This is a genomic window from Halalkalibacter wakoensis JCM 9140 (genome assembly GCF_000513095.1).
Taxonomy (GTDB): Bacteria; Bacillota; Bacilli; order Bacillales; family Bacillaceae_D; genus Halalkalibacter; species Halalkalibacter wakoensis.
The window spans coordinates 131591-147226 of sequence record NZ_BAUT01000001.1 but is presented as its reverse complement, the minus strand read 5'-3'; the positions used below and the strand labels follow the sequence as shown (position 1 = coordinate 147226).

Sequence of the window (15636 nt, the reverse complement as noted above, 5' to 3'; positions counted from 1 at the left end):
TTTCAAGTAACAACCCTTATTGGTTCGCAAAACCACTCATAATTTCAGCGGCTAGTTCACTTTCCATTTTCGATAATATCCCAGATCTAGCATCTACTGATACTTGTGATAGATGAAGAAGGGCTTCTTCAACAGGTAACTCAGAAATAATGGCAGCAGCATTTTTCGAAGACATCGATTCATACACTTTCGCAATCTCTTTCAAATCTTGTTGTACTTCAATTTGATATTCTTCTATTAATTCACTTTGTTCTTCAAGTTGTTCAACTTCTTTTTCGAGTTCCGCGATGACTTCATCTTTTTCAATTAAAAGCTGTTGCAACCTCTCTAGTTCCGCTTCCTGATTAGAGATTTGCTGTTCTAAGTTAATTACGTCAACCTCGATCATTTCTTCTTCCTCCTCCATCACGGAGGAAATACCAGGTACATTCGTGGCCAGTTCTTTTGATTTCCCAATCACATCGATCCCTAGAAAAGAGAGAATGACTGTAAATAAAATAATGGCAAAAAGGACAGGGATAACAATCACAAGGAAAAACCATTGAAATTTGCTATATGACTTTTCAGTTTCTGACATACTACGTCACCTTTTTCAACGCTTTGCAAATAATTGAATCGATATTTCGTCCATTTGCACAGCTTCTTTTCTTTTCTCTTCTTCTATAAATTCATTTTCTTTCAATTGTTTCATTTTTTCATACTTTTTACATTCAATGGCTTTTTGTAAAAAGTCCTGTTCCTTCATCGACATTTTGTCACGTGCTCGTTGAGTCTCACGTTGATGCAACTGGATTTCTTGTTGTAACCGCATCATTTCATTTTGGTTTTGTTGCAACTCATAAATAGAAGTTCCAACTGAAATCTGTTTACGAGCCCTTTCCTCTAAACTTTCTTTCTTTTTAAGCAATTCATAAAGCTTGGTTGCAACTTTTTCAAATTGATCGATAGCTTTTTGATATTCAGCTTGGCCCTGATTTTTCTCTCTTTCTCTAACCTGCATGACTTTTTGAAGGGTAAATTGGAATGACATTACGAAGAACCGCCTTTCGCAAACTCCGCAATTAACCTGTCAATGGACTGATCTATTGAGACCACTTCTGTTGTAGACTGTTTTAGAAAGTTAATAATTTGCGGATACACAGAAATAGCCTCATCTATTTCTCTGGATGCACCTCGTTTATATGCACCAATATTAATTAAATCTTCATTATCATCGTAAATCGATAAAAGGGAACGAACTTGATCGGCTGTCGATTTATGTTCTTCATCCACAATATCTGCCATAACACGGCTCACACTTTTCAAAACATTAATAGCAGGAAATTGACCTTTATTGGCTAACTTACGATCTAACACTAAATGTCCATCTAGTATTCCCCTTACTGCATCAGCTATCGGTTCGTTCATGTCATCACCATCAACTAAAACCGTGTAAAAAGCTGTTATGCTCCCGAATTGATCCGTTCCAGAACGTTCTAGCAATCTAGGAAGCATCGCAAATACGGATGGCGTGTACCCTTTTGATGTAGGTGGTTCACCAATAGCTAGACCTATTTCACGTTGAGCCATAGCAAACCTAGTTACAGAATCCATCATTAAGTTCACATCGAGACCTTGATTTCGAAAATACTCTGCAACCGCTGTGGCCGTCATTGCACCTTTAATTCTCATAAGAGCTGGTTGATCAGAAGTGGCAACAACTAAAACAGTCTTCTGAAGTCCTTCTTCCCCTAAGTCTCTTTCAATAAAGTCTTTTACTTCTCTTCCACGTTCACCAATGAGAGCAATGACATTCACATCCGCTGCTGAATTTTTAGCAAGCATGGATAATAATGTACTTTTTCCTACACCACTGCCGGCAAAAATCCCAATTCTCTGTCCTTTTCCAACGGTGAAGAGGGAGTCAATTGCTCGAATACCAAGCGACATTTTTTCATGTATTCTCGGTCTAAGTAAAGGATTTGGTGGAGAGTTATCTGTTGGAAATGACGTAAGCCCCTTTGGCAGAGAAGCGTCATTTGTCAATAGCTCCCCACATCCGTCTATGACTTTTCCAATTAATTCAGTACCCACTTTAACCTCTAATGGCTTCCCAGTAGCTTCCACTAAACTTCCAGGTGATATGTCAACTGTTCCATTTAATGGCATTAATAAGACATTCTCATCGCGAAATCCAACTACCTCCGCTTTTACTTTTTGAGACTTAGATTTTCCACAAAATATATAGCAAAGATCACCAATAGAAGCTTGAGGTCCTTTTGATTCGATCGTTAAGCCAACAACACGTGTGACTTTCCCGTACCATTTAAACGGAGTAAGAGACGGGACAATGCTAACTAATTTCTGCGCGTTCATTGTCACCCTCCTTTACCTTTTCAAGCAATTGGCTTTTTAATTCCGTCAATTGACGATCAATCGTAGCATCAATACGTCCATATTTTGTTTCAATCACACAACCATTTTTCATCAGACCAGCATCTGGATAAATAAACAGTTTTTCTGTGTGACTTAACATTTGCTCTAATTCGTCTTTTTGCTGGGTGGTTCGTTCAAACCAATCTGGATGTACATAAATTCTTACATTTTCATGCTCTCTTACTTCTGTCATTACTTGCAAAAGTAGTTGAGACCACATGTCTTGATCTTCTTCAAACTTCTGATTCACCATCCGTTGCGCTAAGGCAGCAGCAAGTTCCACAATAATTGGTTGGGCCGATTCAATGGTTCTTCCATATTCTTGCTCAGATTGGCGAATTACCGTTTTTGCCTGCTCAATTAACTGAGAATAGGTTGAAAATCCTTCTTCTTGGCCTTGAATAAACCCCTCCTCGTAGCCTTTTTCTCGCGCTGTATTTCTTTCTTCCTGGATTTGAATTTCAAATTGCTTTTGTTGTAACGTTATACTTTCTCGTGTTTGCTCGGCCTCTCGCTCAGCTTCAGTTATAATTTGATTTGCTCGTTCTTTGGCATGTTGAACTTCTAGCTCCAATTCCATTAACGTGGCTTGTAAGTCTTCTTGAACTGTTTGGTCTGGTAAGTGTTCAGCATTTCTTTCTTTCACGTAATCGTCTTGTTGATCAAATAAATTTTGGATCTCAATTTTCTTTGATTCCATTTCAGATCGATTAAATTGTGATTTGATGATCTTAGACAATGATATCGTCTCCTCCACCACGGGCAATCACGATTTCTCCAGACTCTTCTAATCGACGAATAATGGCAACAATTCTTGACTGTGCTTCTTCGACATCTCTTAAACGAACTGGACCCATAAACTCCATTTCATCTCTAAACGTTTCGGCCATTCGTTGCGACATGTTGCTAAAGACAATATCTTTCACTTCTTCGCTAGCCACTTTTAACGAAAGCTGCAAATCTTCATTCTCCACATCCCTAATAACTCGTTGAATCGAGCGATTATCAAGGGTGACAATGTCTTCAAAGACAAACATACGCTTTTTAATTTCTTCAGCAAGCTCAGGATCTTGAATTTCTAAAGCGTCAAGAATTGTTCGTTCCGTACTTCGGTCTACACTGTTTAACACTTCAACTACAGCCTCTATACCACCCGTAACCGTGTAGTCTTGAGTAACAGTTGAAGATAGCTTTTGTTCTAAGATGGACTCCACTTCATTCACAATTTCTGGAGAAGTGCTATCCATAAGTGCTATACGCTTAGCTACATCTGCTTGAACTTCTTGTGGCAATTCAGACAAAATCTGTCCTGCCTGTACAGAGTCTAAATAAGACAAGATGAGCGCAATTGTTTGCGGATGTTCATTTTGAATAAAATTTAGGATTTGCGACGGGTCAGCTTTTCGCGCAAAATCAAATGGGCGAACTTGCAAGGTTGATGTTAATCGATTAATGATATCCATCGCATTTTCCTCGCCTAATGCCTTTTCTAAGATGCTTTTGGCATACCCAATCCCACCTTGAGCAATATAATCCTGTGCCAACACCAACGAATGAAACTGCTCAAGTATCTCTTCTTTCATACCACTATCTACTTTTCGAACATTTGCAATTTCAAGGGTTAATTGTTCAATTTCTTCTTCCGATAAATGCTTATACACTTGAGCAGATACATCAGGTCCAAGAGATATAAGGAGGATCGCTGCTTTTTGTTTTCCAGTTAACTCTTTATTTTTTGCTCCAGCCAATTGTCACCCCTCCTAATCTTCCGATAACCAAGTACGTAGTAATTTTGAAAATTCATCTGGTTTCTCTTTTGCCATGTTTTCAAGCTGTTTACGTTTTGCTGCTGCCGGACTATCCTCTTCATTTGGAAGTTCTGGGACTTCATATCCGGTTGCTTCTTCTTCAAGAAATGCTTCATCGTTTTCTACTTTTCTCTTTCTGAAAAGCAAGAACGCTAGAATAAGAATGACAACAACAAGAGCTCCACCAATGATATACATCCACATCGGAATAGCTTGAACTTGTTGTGGTTCAAATTCAACTTTGCCCTCGAATGGCTGAGAGGACACGAAGATTTTCTCGTTAATCGCATCTTGATCAAGTTCCTCTGCGTAAACTCCTGAAATGCTTGTTCGGACAATTGTCCCTAATATTTGTTGGATATCATTCATTCTTTCTTGTGGCAAGGCATCAAGTCCCTCTGGTGGCTCAACCATTACTTGAATTCCAATATCTCTAATCTTATAAGGACTTTCTACAATATCTCGATTAATTCGATTGACTTCGTTATTAATTCGATCTTCCGTTCGCTCCCATTCTGTCGCCCCTTGATTTTGTGCACCCGGGAAATTAGGAATTTCTTCCCCAGCGCCTGGGACTCCCCCTTCTCCAACACCTTCACCACTATACGTTTCAGCAATTCGCTCAATGCTGACAGCGATCCCTTCTATATTTTCAGGGTCAACTGGTTCAACCAATGCTTCGGTTCGATTCTCCTGAGTAAAGTCAATGTCTGTTGATACAGACACTAACACTTTATCTCTCCCCACAACGGTTCCTAACATTTGTTGAAGATTACGTGTTAAATCACGCTCAATCTCTCGTTGGATCGACCGTTGCTGTTCAAATACGGTTAACGTCGTATTTACTTGATTTGCATTTTCATATAAATAATCATTAAACATTTGGTCAGAAATGACGATATTTTCTATAGGAAGGTTTGGCACACTTTTTGATACTAGATGATAAAGGGCTTGTACTTGTGAAGGCTCCAGTTGATAACCGGGAGCTAAATCTAAAACAACAGCTGCTGTTGCTGCTTCATTTGATGAATTCAACCAAACGCTTTCTTCTGGTAAAGTAATCATGACATTTGCATTGTTTACACCATTTACATTTCTAATCAAGCTACCAAGTTCAGTCTGCATAGCAGCTCTTTCCATCAGTGAGAATTCATTATCAGTCATCCCAAATCCCATTTGGTCTTGGAAAAAACTATAATCAATACTTCCGCTTCTTGGCATCCCTTCTGCGGCGAGCTCTACCTTAAGAGAATCTGCAAGTGGCTCTGGAACCATAATCGTTGTTCCATTATCAGCTATTTGCGATTGAATGCCCCTTGCATCTAGCGTCTCTTTAATTTGACCTGTTTCTTGAAGTGTTAAATTACTATATAGCGGTACATAATTGGATCTAGTCGAAAAAAACATTAAAAGAAAGAGCACGATTATAAGTGCAAAGACAGACCCTAAAAGGATGGCCTTTTGTTTTTTCGTTTGACCAGTCCAGTATTCCGTTAGGCGCTCTTTATATGTGGTAAATTTTTCGTTCATGTGGCCTCTCCTTCAAAACTACTTCCTTTTACACTTGCATTCTCATAATCTCTTGATAGGCTTCAACGACTTTGTTACGGACTTCTACTGTACCTGAAGCGCGACACTAGCTTTCTGTCCAGTAATCATTACATCATGAAGGTTATCAATTTTCCCTTTAGCTAGTAAATCCGTTTTATGGGCTGACACATTTTGTAGTTCATTTACATCTTTAATTGCTTTACTTAGTGCCTGTTTAAATGTATCCTGAGCCTGTGCAGGTGTATATTTAGGTTTATTCTGCAGAGTGTTCGTTTGTATGAAAGGAGACTGTATTCTTACGTCCATTCATCATTCCTCCTATTTTCCAATCTCAAGTGCTTTTAACAACATATTTTTCGAAGCATTCAACGTTGTTACATTTGCCTCATATGACCGAGTCGCACTCATTAAATCAATCATTTCTCTTAATGGATCAACATTCGGCATTTGTACATACCCTAATTCGTTCGCATCTGGATGTTCTGGATTGTACACTTGTTTGAAAGGAGTCGTATCGTTAATAATCCCCGTAACTTTAACTCCGTTTCCTACTTGCGTGTTTGTTGACTTCGCTTGACTTAAAAAATGCGAAAAAGGTTGGCCTTCGTTTGGTTGCATCACAACCATTTTCCTCCGATAAGGTTGCCATTCACCGTCAACCATTTGTGCTCTAGTCGAATCAGCGTTGGCCATATTAGCTGAAACAACATCCATGCGAAGGCGTTGAGATGTTAACGCTGATGCACTCGTATTAAACCCATGAAAAATCGTCATCGTTAATTCCCTCCACGTATTACGGTTTGCAAACTAGAGAACCGGCCATTCATACGTTCAATTAGTGCATTATAATAGATTTGATTTTTAGCTAATTCTGCCATTTCAAAGTCAATATCAACGTTATTACCATTATGGTTATACACCGATTGACGATTTGTTTGTATCATCACATCATTTGGATTTCCACTGAATTCAAGATGCCTCTCATTTGTTCGATTAGCCTTTAACGAATGATTATTATTCATCACTTCGTCCAAAGTATGTTTAAAGCTCACTTGCTTCGCTTTATAATTAGGTGTATCTGCATTGGCTATATTTTGAGAAATCGCATTTTGTCTAATTTGTGCACCATTTAAGCCTCTCTCTAGTACTTGAAATGTTGCACTTCCAAATAAATTCAAAACAACCCCGCCTTTCACAATAAAAAACAACATTTTACACAATTCGACATTTCGCAAACGCACGTATATTCAATTAAGGCTCTAAAAGAATTGTAATAAACTCACCTTTAAAAGTCTAACACCGTTTTATCCAACGTTTGAATCAATAAAAAAGAACTAGATCAACCTACGACTTTTGTCACAAAATACTATGTTCGTGTTGTTAATTTACAAGATTCGACATACTCTTTCAAATTGTAACACAAATAATAAAAGAAAATAAAAAAAGAACGTAAAATCTACGTTCTTTTTACATATTTCATTTATTTTGCTTTCAGCTTATCTAGTTCAATTAAAAACTTATCGTTTAATACTTTAATATATGTGCCCTTCATTCCAAGTGACCTCGATTCGATAACACCTGCACTTTCAAGTTTACGAAGTGCATTAACGATGACCGAACGCGTAATTCCTACCCGGTCAGCAATTTTACTCGCAACAAGGAGTCCTTCTTTTCCATCTAATTCATGAAAAATATGTTCAACAGCTTCTAATTCACTATACGAAAGAGAGCTAATCGCCATTTGTACTACTGCCTTACTTCTAGCTTCTTCCTCAATTTCCTGTGTTTTTTCATGAAGTATTTCCATTCCAACCACAGTTGCTCCATACTCAGCTAAAATGAGGTCATCGTCATTAAACGAGTCGTTTAACCGAGCTAAGATTAATGTACCTAGACGTTGTCCTCCGCCTTGTATCGGTACAATTGTTGTCAGTCCACTGCTAAACAAGTCTTTATTCTCTATTGGGAAAGCTGTATATTCACTCTCAATATCTAAATTAGCCGATGTTTCCTCAATTTTGAATAAACCATCTGTATATTCTTCTGGAAAACGACGATCCTCAAGCATTTTTTTCATTCTTTCATTTTCAATTTCCTGTTTAATCGCATAACCTAAGAGCTTTCCACGACGACTCACAACAAAAATATTCGCACTAATTGTATCACGAAGTGTTTCTGCCATGTCTTTAAAATTCACATGTTGAACACCTGTTTTCTGTAACATTTCATTAATCTTTCTTGTTCTTGTCAATAAATCCATTCTTTCTCCTCCTGCATTTTACAATATAAATTGACTTAAATCTCGATTTTTAGCAATAGAAGCTAACTTTTCATCTACATATTCTGGCGTAATTACGATTTCTTCTAACGTGATATCGGGGGCCTCAAAGGATAAGTCCTCTAGTAATCGCTCAAGAATTGTATGTAATCGTCTCGCTCCGATGTTTTCTGTTTCTTGATTCACTTCAGTGGCAATTGTCGCAATCTTATGAACAGCTTCGTCAGAAAATGTTACTTTTATACCTTCTGTTTCAAGTAAAGCGACGTATTGTTTAATTAGCGCATTGTTTGGTTCAACTAAAATCCGCTTAAAGTCTTCAATCGATAAGTTTGATAGCTCTACCCGAATCGGAAAACGTCCTTGTAACTCCGGGATTAAATCCGATGGTTTTGCGATATGAAAGGCTCCTGCTCCAATAAAGAGGATATGATCCGTTTTTACAGAGCCATGTTTTGTGACAACTGTTGAACCCTCAACGATCGGTAAAATATCGCGTTGAACGCCTTCTCGTGAAACATCTGCTGATTGTTGACCTTTACTAGCCACCTTATCAATTTCATCAATGAAAATAATGCCGAGTTGTTCAGCTCTTGTAACAGCTTCTTGTGTCACTTCATCCATATCAATTAATTTTTGAGCTTCTTCGTCGATTAAAACTTTTCTCGCATCAGATACTGGCAAACGCTTTTTCTTCTTTTTCTTTGGCAGCATTCCACCAAGCATTTCTTGCATGTTCATTCCCATTTGCTCCATCCCTTGCCCTTGGAACATATCCATAAAACCTTGAGATTGCTCATCCATTTCAACTGTTACCATATGGTCTTCCAGTTCACCTAACGCCAATTTATGAGCCATTTGTCTTCGTCTTTGCTCAATATTGTTGTCCTCAGTCTGGTCTGACTCTACTTCTTCTGTCCCCTGTTGGCCAAAAAGCATCTCTAATGGATTTTTATAAGTGGATTGCTTCTTCACTTTTGGTACGAGTAGCTCAACTATTCGTTCATTTGCATTCGTTTCCGCTTGAGCCCTGACTTTATGAGCCTTTTCTTCTTTGACAATCCGAACACTCGTTTCAACTAAATCCCGTATCATTGATTCAACATCACGTCCAACATAGCCTACTTCTGTAAACTTTGTCGCTTCCACCTTTACAAAAGGCGCCCCAACTAATTTGGCTAATCTCCGGGCAATCTCAGTCTTCCCGACCCCAGTCGGTCCAATCATTAAGATGTTTTTCGGGGTAATTTCATCCTTCATTTTCCCTTCGAGCAAGCTGCGACGATAGCGGTTTCTTAAAGCAATAGCAACAGACTTTTTTGCTTCTTCCTGTCCGACAATAAATTGATTTAAACGGCTAACAATCTCTCTAGGAGTTAAATTCGTTTTCACATTACCACTCTCCAATTAAAGTATCGATCCCTATTTAAGTTCCTCAACGATAATGTTTAAGTTAGTATATACACAAATTTCCCCAGCAGTCTCTAAGGATGCACGAGCAATTTCTTTAGCTGATAGCTCTGGAGCATGTTTCTTAAGAGCTCTACCTGCTGAAAGCGCATAATTGCCACCTGAACCAATCGCTAAAATTCCATCATCTGGTTCAATAACTTCCCCAGTTCCCGATACGAGCAGCAGATGCTCTTTATTCATTACGATGAGCATAGCCTCTAATCTTCTTAGTACTTTATCACTTCTCCATTCTTTCGCTAATTCAACCGCAGCACGCTGGAGATTTCCGTTATATTCCTCTAGTCGCCCTTCGAACTTCTCAAATAGTGTAAAAGCATCCGCAACCGAGCCAGCAAAACCTGCTATTACTTTCCCCTGATAGATTGTACGAACTTTCTTTGCCGTATGTTTCATAACGACGGCATTCCCAAATGTTACTTGGCCATCTCCAGCCATTGCACATTCACCATTATGTTGCACAGCAAAAATTGTCGTAGCGTGAAAAGTTTGATCCATAAATATCCTCCTTAACATCCTTTACGCTCTAGGATGAAAATGTTTGTATACATCTTGCAATCGATCTTTCGTTACATCTGTATAATTACGAATGTCTATCAGCTGTTCGTTCCCTAATAAGTCCTGAACAACTTTCACATCAGCTCCATTTTTTAACAAATGAGACGTAAAAGAATGTCTAATATCATAAGGACGGAGTTTCATGTCGTTACACTCAACTCCAATCCGTTTCTTAATTATTGATCTTATACTCCGATCAGAGAGGGATAACCCTTGCACATTAAGAAATAACGAAATTTGTGGCTGATTCGTCTTTTGTAAAAGGACATTGCGTCCATCATTAATATACGTTTGAAGAGCTTCTAAAGCAAACTTTCCCACTGGCAAGTACCGTTCTTTTCTACTTTTTCCCTCAATTAAGATTGTTCCTAACGAAAGATTTAGATCTGTTATTTTAATCTTTGCACATTCACTCACCTTAATCCCAGTACCATAAAGAAGTTCTAGAATGGCACGATCTCGCTGTTCTAACGGGCTAGCCCCACTTACTAACTGCAGGCTATAAACCATCTGATCTTCACTGAGTGTATGGTAAGTTTGATTTGATCTTTTTGGTAGAATTACCGTTGCAAAAGGATTCTCGCTCACTCGACCTTCTTTCATATGAAACTTAAAAAAGCTTCTTAAAGAAGATACCTTTCTAGAAATAGTTGCCCTTGAATACTCCCTATTAAACAGGAAAGACAAAAAGTCTGCCGCATCAGATCCCTTTACATCTAAAAATGAAACAATTTGAGCCGCTTTCATATACTCAACAAAATCTGTTATATCATTTGTATAATTTCTCGTCGTATGTATAGAACTATTCTTTTCTAATTGCAAATATGTAATAAATAAATGTATCCAGGCTTGCTCTTTCACACAAGCACCACCTAACACTAATGAGAGCTACTAAATTCTATCATGATTTAGTAGCTCTGACAACGTAATTTACACTTTTTTCACAAAATTCTGAATTGATTCTAATGCACGGTTAGCAAGTTGTTCATATCTTTCCTTCTTGTCTCGAATACGCTCTTCAAGTGGTGGAAGAAGTCCGAAGTTCGCATTCATTGGTTGGAAATTCTTTTTATTAGCGGTCGTAATGTAAGCCGCCATGCTTCCCATTACAGTCGTGTCAGGGAAAACAATCATTTCCTTACCTTGTACATAATTTGCCGCATTAATACCTGCTACGAGCCCAGCTGCTGCAGATTCAACATAGCCCTCTACACCTGTAATTTGACCAGCGAAAAACAAATCATCACGGTCTTTGTATTGATAAGTTGGCTTTAATAAGTTTGGTGAATTAATAAACGTGTTCCGATGCATAACCCCATAGCGGACAACTTCTGCATTTTCTAGTCCTGGTATTAACTTAAGGACTTCCTTTTGAGGTCCCCATTTCAAATGAGTTTGAAACCCTACTATGTTATAAAGCGTCCCAGACGTGTTATCCTGTCTTAATTGAACGACAGCAAATGGCCGTTTACCCGTTTCCGGATGCTCTAGCCCTACAGGTTTCATTGGTCCAAATAACATCGTTTTTCGACCGCGTTTTGCCATAACTTCAATTGGCATACATCCCTCAAAAAAGACTTCCTTTTCAAATTCTTTCAACGGAACGGTTTCAGCAGCAATTAACGCTTCATAAAAACGATCAAATTCTTCTTCTGTCATTGGACAGTTTAAATAGCTGCCTCACCTTTATCGTATCTAGATTTTTTGTATACTTTGCTCATATCAATTGAATCTGTTTCAATAATTGGAGCAGCCGCGTCGTAGAAGTACAAATATTCTTCTCCCGTTAACTCCCTCAGTTGCTTGGATAAATGCTCTGAAGTTAAAGGTCCAGTTGCGATAATCGTTGGTCCTTCGGGAATCGATGTGATCTCCTCAGTAAACACTTTCACGTTTGGGTGATTCCGAACTCGATCTGTTACTGCTCCAGCAAACTCATGTCGATCTACAGCTAGAGCGCCTCCAGCTGGTACAGAAGCATCATCAGCAGAACCGATGATAACAGAATCTAATCTTCTCATTTCTTCCTTTAACACACCGACGGCATTTGTTAAACTATTTCCTCTTAGGGAATTGCTACAAACTAGCTCAGCAAATTTATCAGTATGGTGAGCTGGAGTTTGTTTAACAGGACGCATTTCATATAAGTGTACAGTAACGCCTCGTTTTGCAAGTTGCCATGCTGCTTCACTGCCAGCAAGACCTGCTCCGATTACGTTAACATGTTGTTGTGGCAAAATAATCCCTCCATCTAACAGTAGAACGAGGGTGACTCATTTTGTCTAACTGCTAGTCCATTTACTCATGTCCTACCAGTTAGACATTTGGTTTGTGTGAGCCACCCTCTCTTTATGATGAAACTATATTATCATAATACATTAAACAACTTCAAGATTTTCCACTTTTCCTTATTAGTTTGAATCTTCCTTATAGTCACATGCTGAGCATTCGACATGAACACCTTTTTTCGTTTTCTTCTCTACAAGCATTTTGCTGCACTTTGGACAAGGCCTTGCGATTGGCTTATCCCAGGAAATAAACTCGCATTCTGGATAGCGATCACAGCCATAAAAGATACGACGCTTCTTACTTTTCCGCTCGACAATGTTTCCTTCCTTGCAGTTAGGACATTTCACGCCGATATCCTTAACAATTGCTTTTGTATTTCGGCAATCCGGGAAATTGGAACATGCCATAAACTTTCCATATCGGCCCATTTTGTAAACCATCTCATGTCCGCATTTTTCGCAATCTTCCCCTGCAGGTTCATCCTTGATTTCTACTTCTTTCATTTCTTCTTCAGCTACAGTTAAGCGCTTTTCAAAACCATTATAAAACCCATCAATGATTTGAATCCATTCTTGTTGTCCGTCTTCAATCGAGTCCAAATCATCTTCCATTTTTGCCGTGAACTCAACATCAAGTATTTCCGGAAAGAATTCAACAATTAACTCTAACACGATTTGACCTAGCTCTGTTGGTACAAAGCGTTTATCTTCTAAAGCAACATACCCGCGGCGTTGGATGGTATCCAATGTCGGAGCATATGTAGAAGGACGTCCAATTCCCAACTCTTCCATTGTCTTAACTAACCTTGCCTCTGTATATCTTGGTGGCGGTTGTGTAAAGTGTTGAGTGGGATCGATCTCAACTTTGTTAACTAGTTGACCTTCTTCTAAGTTTGGCAATAAGCGATCTTCTTCTTTTTTTCCATCATCGTTGCCTTCAATATACACTTTCATAAATCCGGCAAATTTGACTTTTGAACCCGTCGCTCGGAATAGAACGCCATTTTGTTCAATGTCTACAGTCATTGTATCCATCACAGCCGGTGCCATTTCACTCGCAACCATTCGCTCCCAAATTAACTTGTAAAGTCTTAATTGATCTCTTGATAAATAACTTTTCACTGTCTTTGGATCTTTAAAGACGGATGTTGGTCGGATGGCTTCATGGGCATCTTGTGCTTTTTTATCCTTTTTGACTGCACGCTTTTCTTTCCTCGTATACTCTTCACCAAAGTTCTCTTCGATGTATTGCTTTGCTTCAGCCTGGGCGGTTTCAGATATACGAGTTGAATCTGTACGCATATAGGTAATTAACCCTACAGCTCCCTCTTTTTTATCTAACTCAATTCCTTCATATAATTGCTGGGCAATCATCATGGTTTTCTTCGCACGAAAATTTAACTTGCGCGCTGCTTCTTGTTGTAGAGATGAGGTTGTAAATGGTGAAACTGGATTCCGTTTACGCTCTTTCTTTTTTACCGACGCAATCGTAAATTCATCTTTACTTAGTTTCGCAAGGATTTGTTTAACATCTTCTTCTGACTTTAAGTCTTGTTTTTTCCCTTCGATCCCATAAAATTTGGCATCAAATGTTTCACCCTCTAAAGAAAATTGGGCTGGAATGCTCCAATATTCTTCTGGTTCAAAATTCTGAATTTCTTTCTCTCTTTCAATAATCATCTTCACTGCTACCGATTGAACACGACCAGCACTTAACCCTTTTTTCACTTTCTTCCATAATAAAGGACTAATGTTATAGCCTACTAGGCGATCAAGGATTCTCCGCGCTTGTTGCGCATCAACTAGGTCCATATTAATCGGTCTAGGCGTTTTGAATGCATCTTTTATGGCATCTTTTGTTATTTCATTAAAAACAACTCTACATTCCGAATTTTCATCAATATCAAGACTATGAGCAAGGTGCCAAGCAATTGCTTCCCCTTCTCTATCGGGGTCAGCCGCGAGATAAATTTTTTTAACTTTTTTTGCAGCGGTTTTTAATTCTTTTAAAACGGGACCTTTTCCACGAATTGTAATGTACTTGGGTTCATAACTTTTTTCAACATCTACTCCCATTTGACTTTTTGGTAAGTCTCTAACATGTCCCATTGAAGCTTTCACAATAAATTTTTTCCCTAAATATTTTCCAATGGTCTTTGCTTTGGCGGGAGATTCAACGATTACTAAATAATCGGCCATGTACGTAACTCCCTCTCTCGAAGATATAATTAAAATCTTCCCTATTATTAAACAGACTTTTGCTATTTGTCAAACAGGAGTTGGAAAGAAAGGAAATGAAACAGCGTTGATTTTTGTCGTTTTTTGTAAAAAGAAGTGAGGTATTATTGGAAGTCTTCTAAAATATCTTCGGCACTCATGACGAGTTTTGCCCCTTGCTGAATGAGGTAATTTGTTCCTTTAGAGAGAGGAGAAAAAATGGAACCAGGAATAGCATAGACGTCTCTTCCTTGCTCTAATGCTTGATCAGCTGTAATTAAAGAGCCACTTTTCTCTTTTGCTTCAATCACTAAGACTCCTTTACTCATCCCACTTATAATTCGATTTCGTGCAGGAAAGTGCCATTTTTGCGGTGGTGTATCAGGAGGGTATTCCGAAAGGATGAGTTGATTTTTTGACATTTGTGAAAATAATTGCACATTTTCTTTAGGGTACATATGCAAATGTCCTGAACCTAAAATAGCCATAGTCCGACCAGACGTTTGGATCGTCTTCCAATGAGCAATTGAATCAATCCCTTTGGCAAACCCGCTGACAATGGTCAAACCTTGTTTTGAAAGGGCCGGTATGAGCTTAGCAACTGTTTGAGATCCAGTAGATGTAGGAGAGCGGCTTCCTATGATGGCAAGATTTTTTTTAGATTGAATTATCCCTCTATGCCCCATACCATACAGAACAAAAGGAGGATCATAAATTTCTTTTAATAATGTGGGATAGTCTGAATCTAAATACGTAAGTGGAAATACATGAATAGAAGAAAGGTATTTCAAACAAGAATCAGGAGAGGAGCTTTTTAAATAAGCATGAATGGTTTGTGCTTTTTTTATAGGAAGGTTAATGTGATTTTGGAGAAATGAAAGGGAACAATCATAGATGTTAAGTAATTCTGGATCGACGCGTATGATAGAATGAAGCAAAGATCTCGACATGGCGGGGCACATGTGTAGATGAATCAGCCTTTTTCGAACATCTGTCATTAGATGACCAACTCCTTGCCATTAGGAAGAAAGCCCTCATTATTGAGGACTTT

The 15636-nt window shown here is 38.5% G+C and carries 14 protein-coding genes and 2 pseudogenes; all 16 read right to left on the bottom strand.

The genetic code is table 11. The features are described 5' to 3' along the window. Window positions 1–16: 16 nt before the first annotated feature. A complete protein-coding gene (locus tag JCM9140_RS00750; protein WP_034740954.1) occupies window positions 17–577 on the bottom strand; it encodes a MotE family protein in 561 nt (186 codons plus the stop codon). Window positions 578–592: 15 nt separating this feature from the next. Continuing rightward, on the bottom strand, window positions 593–1030 hold the full coding sequence (gene fliJ, locus JCM9140_RS00745; protein WP_034740951.1) for a flagellar export protein FliJ: 438 nt from the start codon (window positions 1028–1030) through the stop codon (window positions 593–595). Further along, the gene (gene fliI / locus JCM9140_RS00740) at window positions 1030–2355 is read right to left on the bottom strand and encodes a flagellar protein export ATPase FliI (protein WP_034740948.1); all 1326 of its coding nucleotides are present in this window, start codon (window positions 2353–2355) and stop codon (window positions 1030–1032) included. The genes fliJ and fliI overlap by 1 nt, the downstream gene beginning before the upstream one ends. After that, a complete protein-coding gene (gene fliH / locus JCM9140_RS00735) occupies window positions 2333–3154 on the bottom strand; it encodes a flagellar assembly protein FliH (RefSeq protein WP_034740946.1) in 822 nt (273 codons plus the stop codon). Before fliH ends, fliI begins: the two co-directional genes overlap by 23 nt. After that, a complete protein-coding gene (gene fliG, locus JCM9140_RS00730) occupies window positions 3147–4163 on the bottom strand; it encodes a flagellar motor switch protein FliG (protein WP_034740943.1) in 1017 nt (338 codons plus the stop codon). Before fliG ends, fliH begins: the two co-directional genes overlap by 8 nt. A 12-nt stretch (window positions 4164–4175) precedes the next feature. Then, the gene (fliF, locus tag JCM9140_RS00725; protein ID WP_034740940.1) at window positions 4176–5753 is read right to left on the bottom strand and encodes a flagellar basal-body MS-ring/collar protein FliF; all 1578 of its coding nucleotides are present in this window, start codon (window positions 5751–5753) and stop codon (window positions 4176–4178) included. A 28-nt stretch (window positions 5754–5781) separates the two neighbouring features. Beyond that, window positions 5782–6080 (bottom strand): annotated as a pseudogene (fliE, locus tag JCM9140_RS00720) (flagellar hook-basal body complex protein FliE). A gap of 12 nt (window positions 6081–6092) precedes the next feature. Then, on the bottom strand, window positions 6093–6548 hold the full coding sequence (gene flgC / locus JCM9140_RS00715; protein WP_173585926.1) for a flagellar basal body rod protein FlgC: 456 nt from the start codon (window positions 6546–6548) through the stop codon (window positions 6093–6095). Between the two features lie 2 nt (window positions 6549–6550). After that, window positions 6551–6952 carry a flagellar basal body rod protein FlgB gene (flgB, locus tag JCM9140_RS00710; RefSeq protein ID WP_034740937.1) on the bottom strand — a complete coding sequence of 134 codons (402 nt, stop codon included), beginning with the start codon at window positions 6950–6952 and terminating at the stop codon, window positions 6551–6553. A 302-nt stretch (window positions 6953–7254) separates the two neighbouring features. Continuing rightward, on the bottom strand, window positions 7255–8034 hold the full coding sequence (gene codY / locus JCM9140_RS00705) for a GTP-sensing pleiotropic transcriptional regulator CodY (protein WP_034740934.1): 780 nt from the start codon (window positions 8032–8034) through the stop codon (window positions 7255–7257). Window positions 8035–8052: 18 nt separating this feature from the next. Continuing rightward, complete coding sequence (gene hslU, locus JCM9140_RS00700) at window positions 8053–9444, bottom strand: ATP-dependent protease ATPase subunit HslU (RefSeq protein ID WP_034740931.1); 1392 nt, start codon at window positions 9442–9444, stop codon at window positions 8053–8055. 30 nt (window positions 9445–9474) lie between these two features. After that, on the bottom strand, window positions 9475–10020 hold the full coding sequence (hslV, locus tag JCM9140_RS00695) for an ATP-dependent protease subunit HslV (protein ID WP_034740930.1): 546 nt from the start codon (window positions 10018–10020) through the stop codon (window positions 9475–9477). A gap of 21 nt (window positions 10021–10041) precedes the next feature. Next, window positions 10042–10941, bottom strand: a complete 900-nt coding sequence (locus tag JCM9140_RS00690) for a tyrosine-type recombinase/integrase (RefSeq protein WP_034740927.1) — start codon at window positions 10939–10941, stop codon at window positions 10042–10044. Between the two features lie 69 nt (window positions 10942–11010). Then, window positions 11011–12317: pseudogene (gene trmFO / locus JCM9140_RS00685) on the bottom strand (FADH(2)-oxidizing methylenetetrahydrofolate--tRNA-(uracil(54)-C(5))-methyltransferase TrmFO). A 174-nt stretch (window positions 12318–12491) separates the two neighbouring features. Beyond that, window positions 12492–14567, bottom strand: a complete 2076-nt coding sequence (gene topA, locus JCM9140_RS00680; RefSeq protein ID WP_034740925.1) for a type I DNA topoisomerase — start codon at window positions 14565–14567, stop codon at window positions 12492–12494. 143 nt (window positions 14568–14710) lie between these two features. Further along, window positions 14711–15583 (bottom strand): DNA-processing protein DprA, encoded by an 873-nt coding sequence (dprA, locus tag JCM9140_RS00675; protein WP_034740923.1) that lies wholly within the window; start codon window positions 15581–15583, stop codon window positions 14711–14713. Window positions 15584–15636 lie beyond the last annotated feature (53 nt).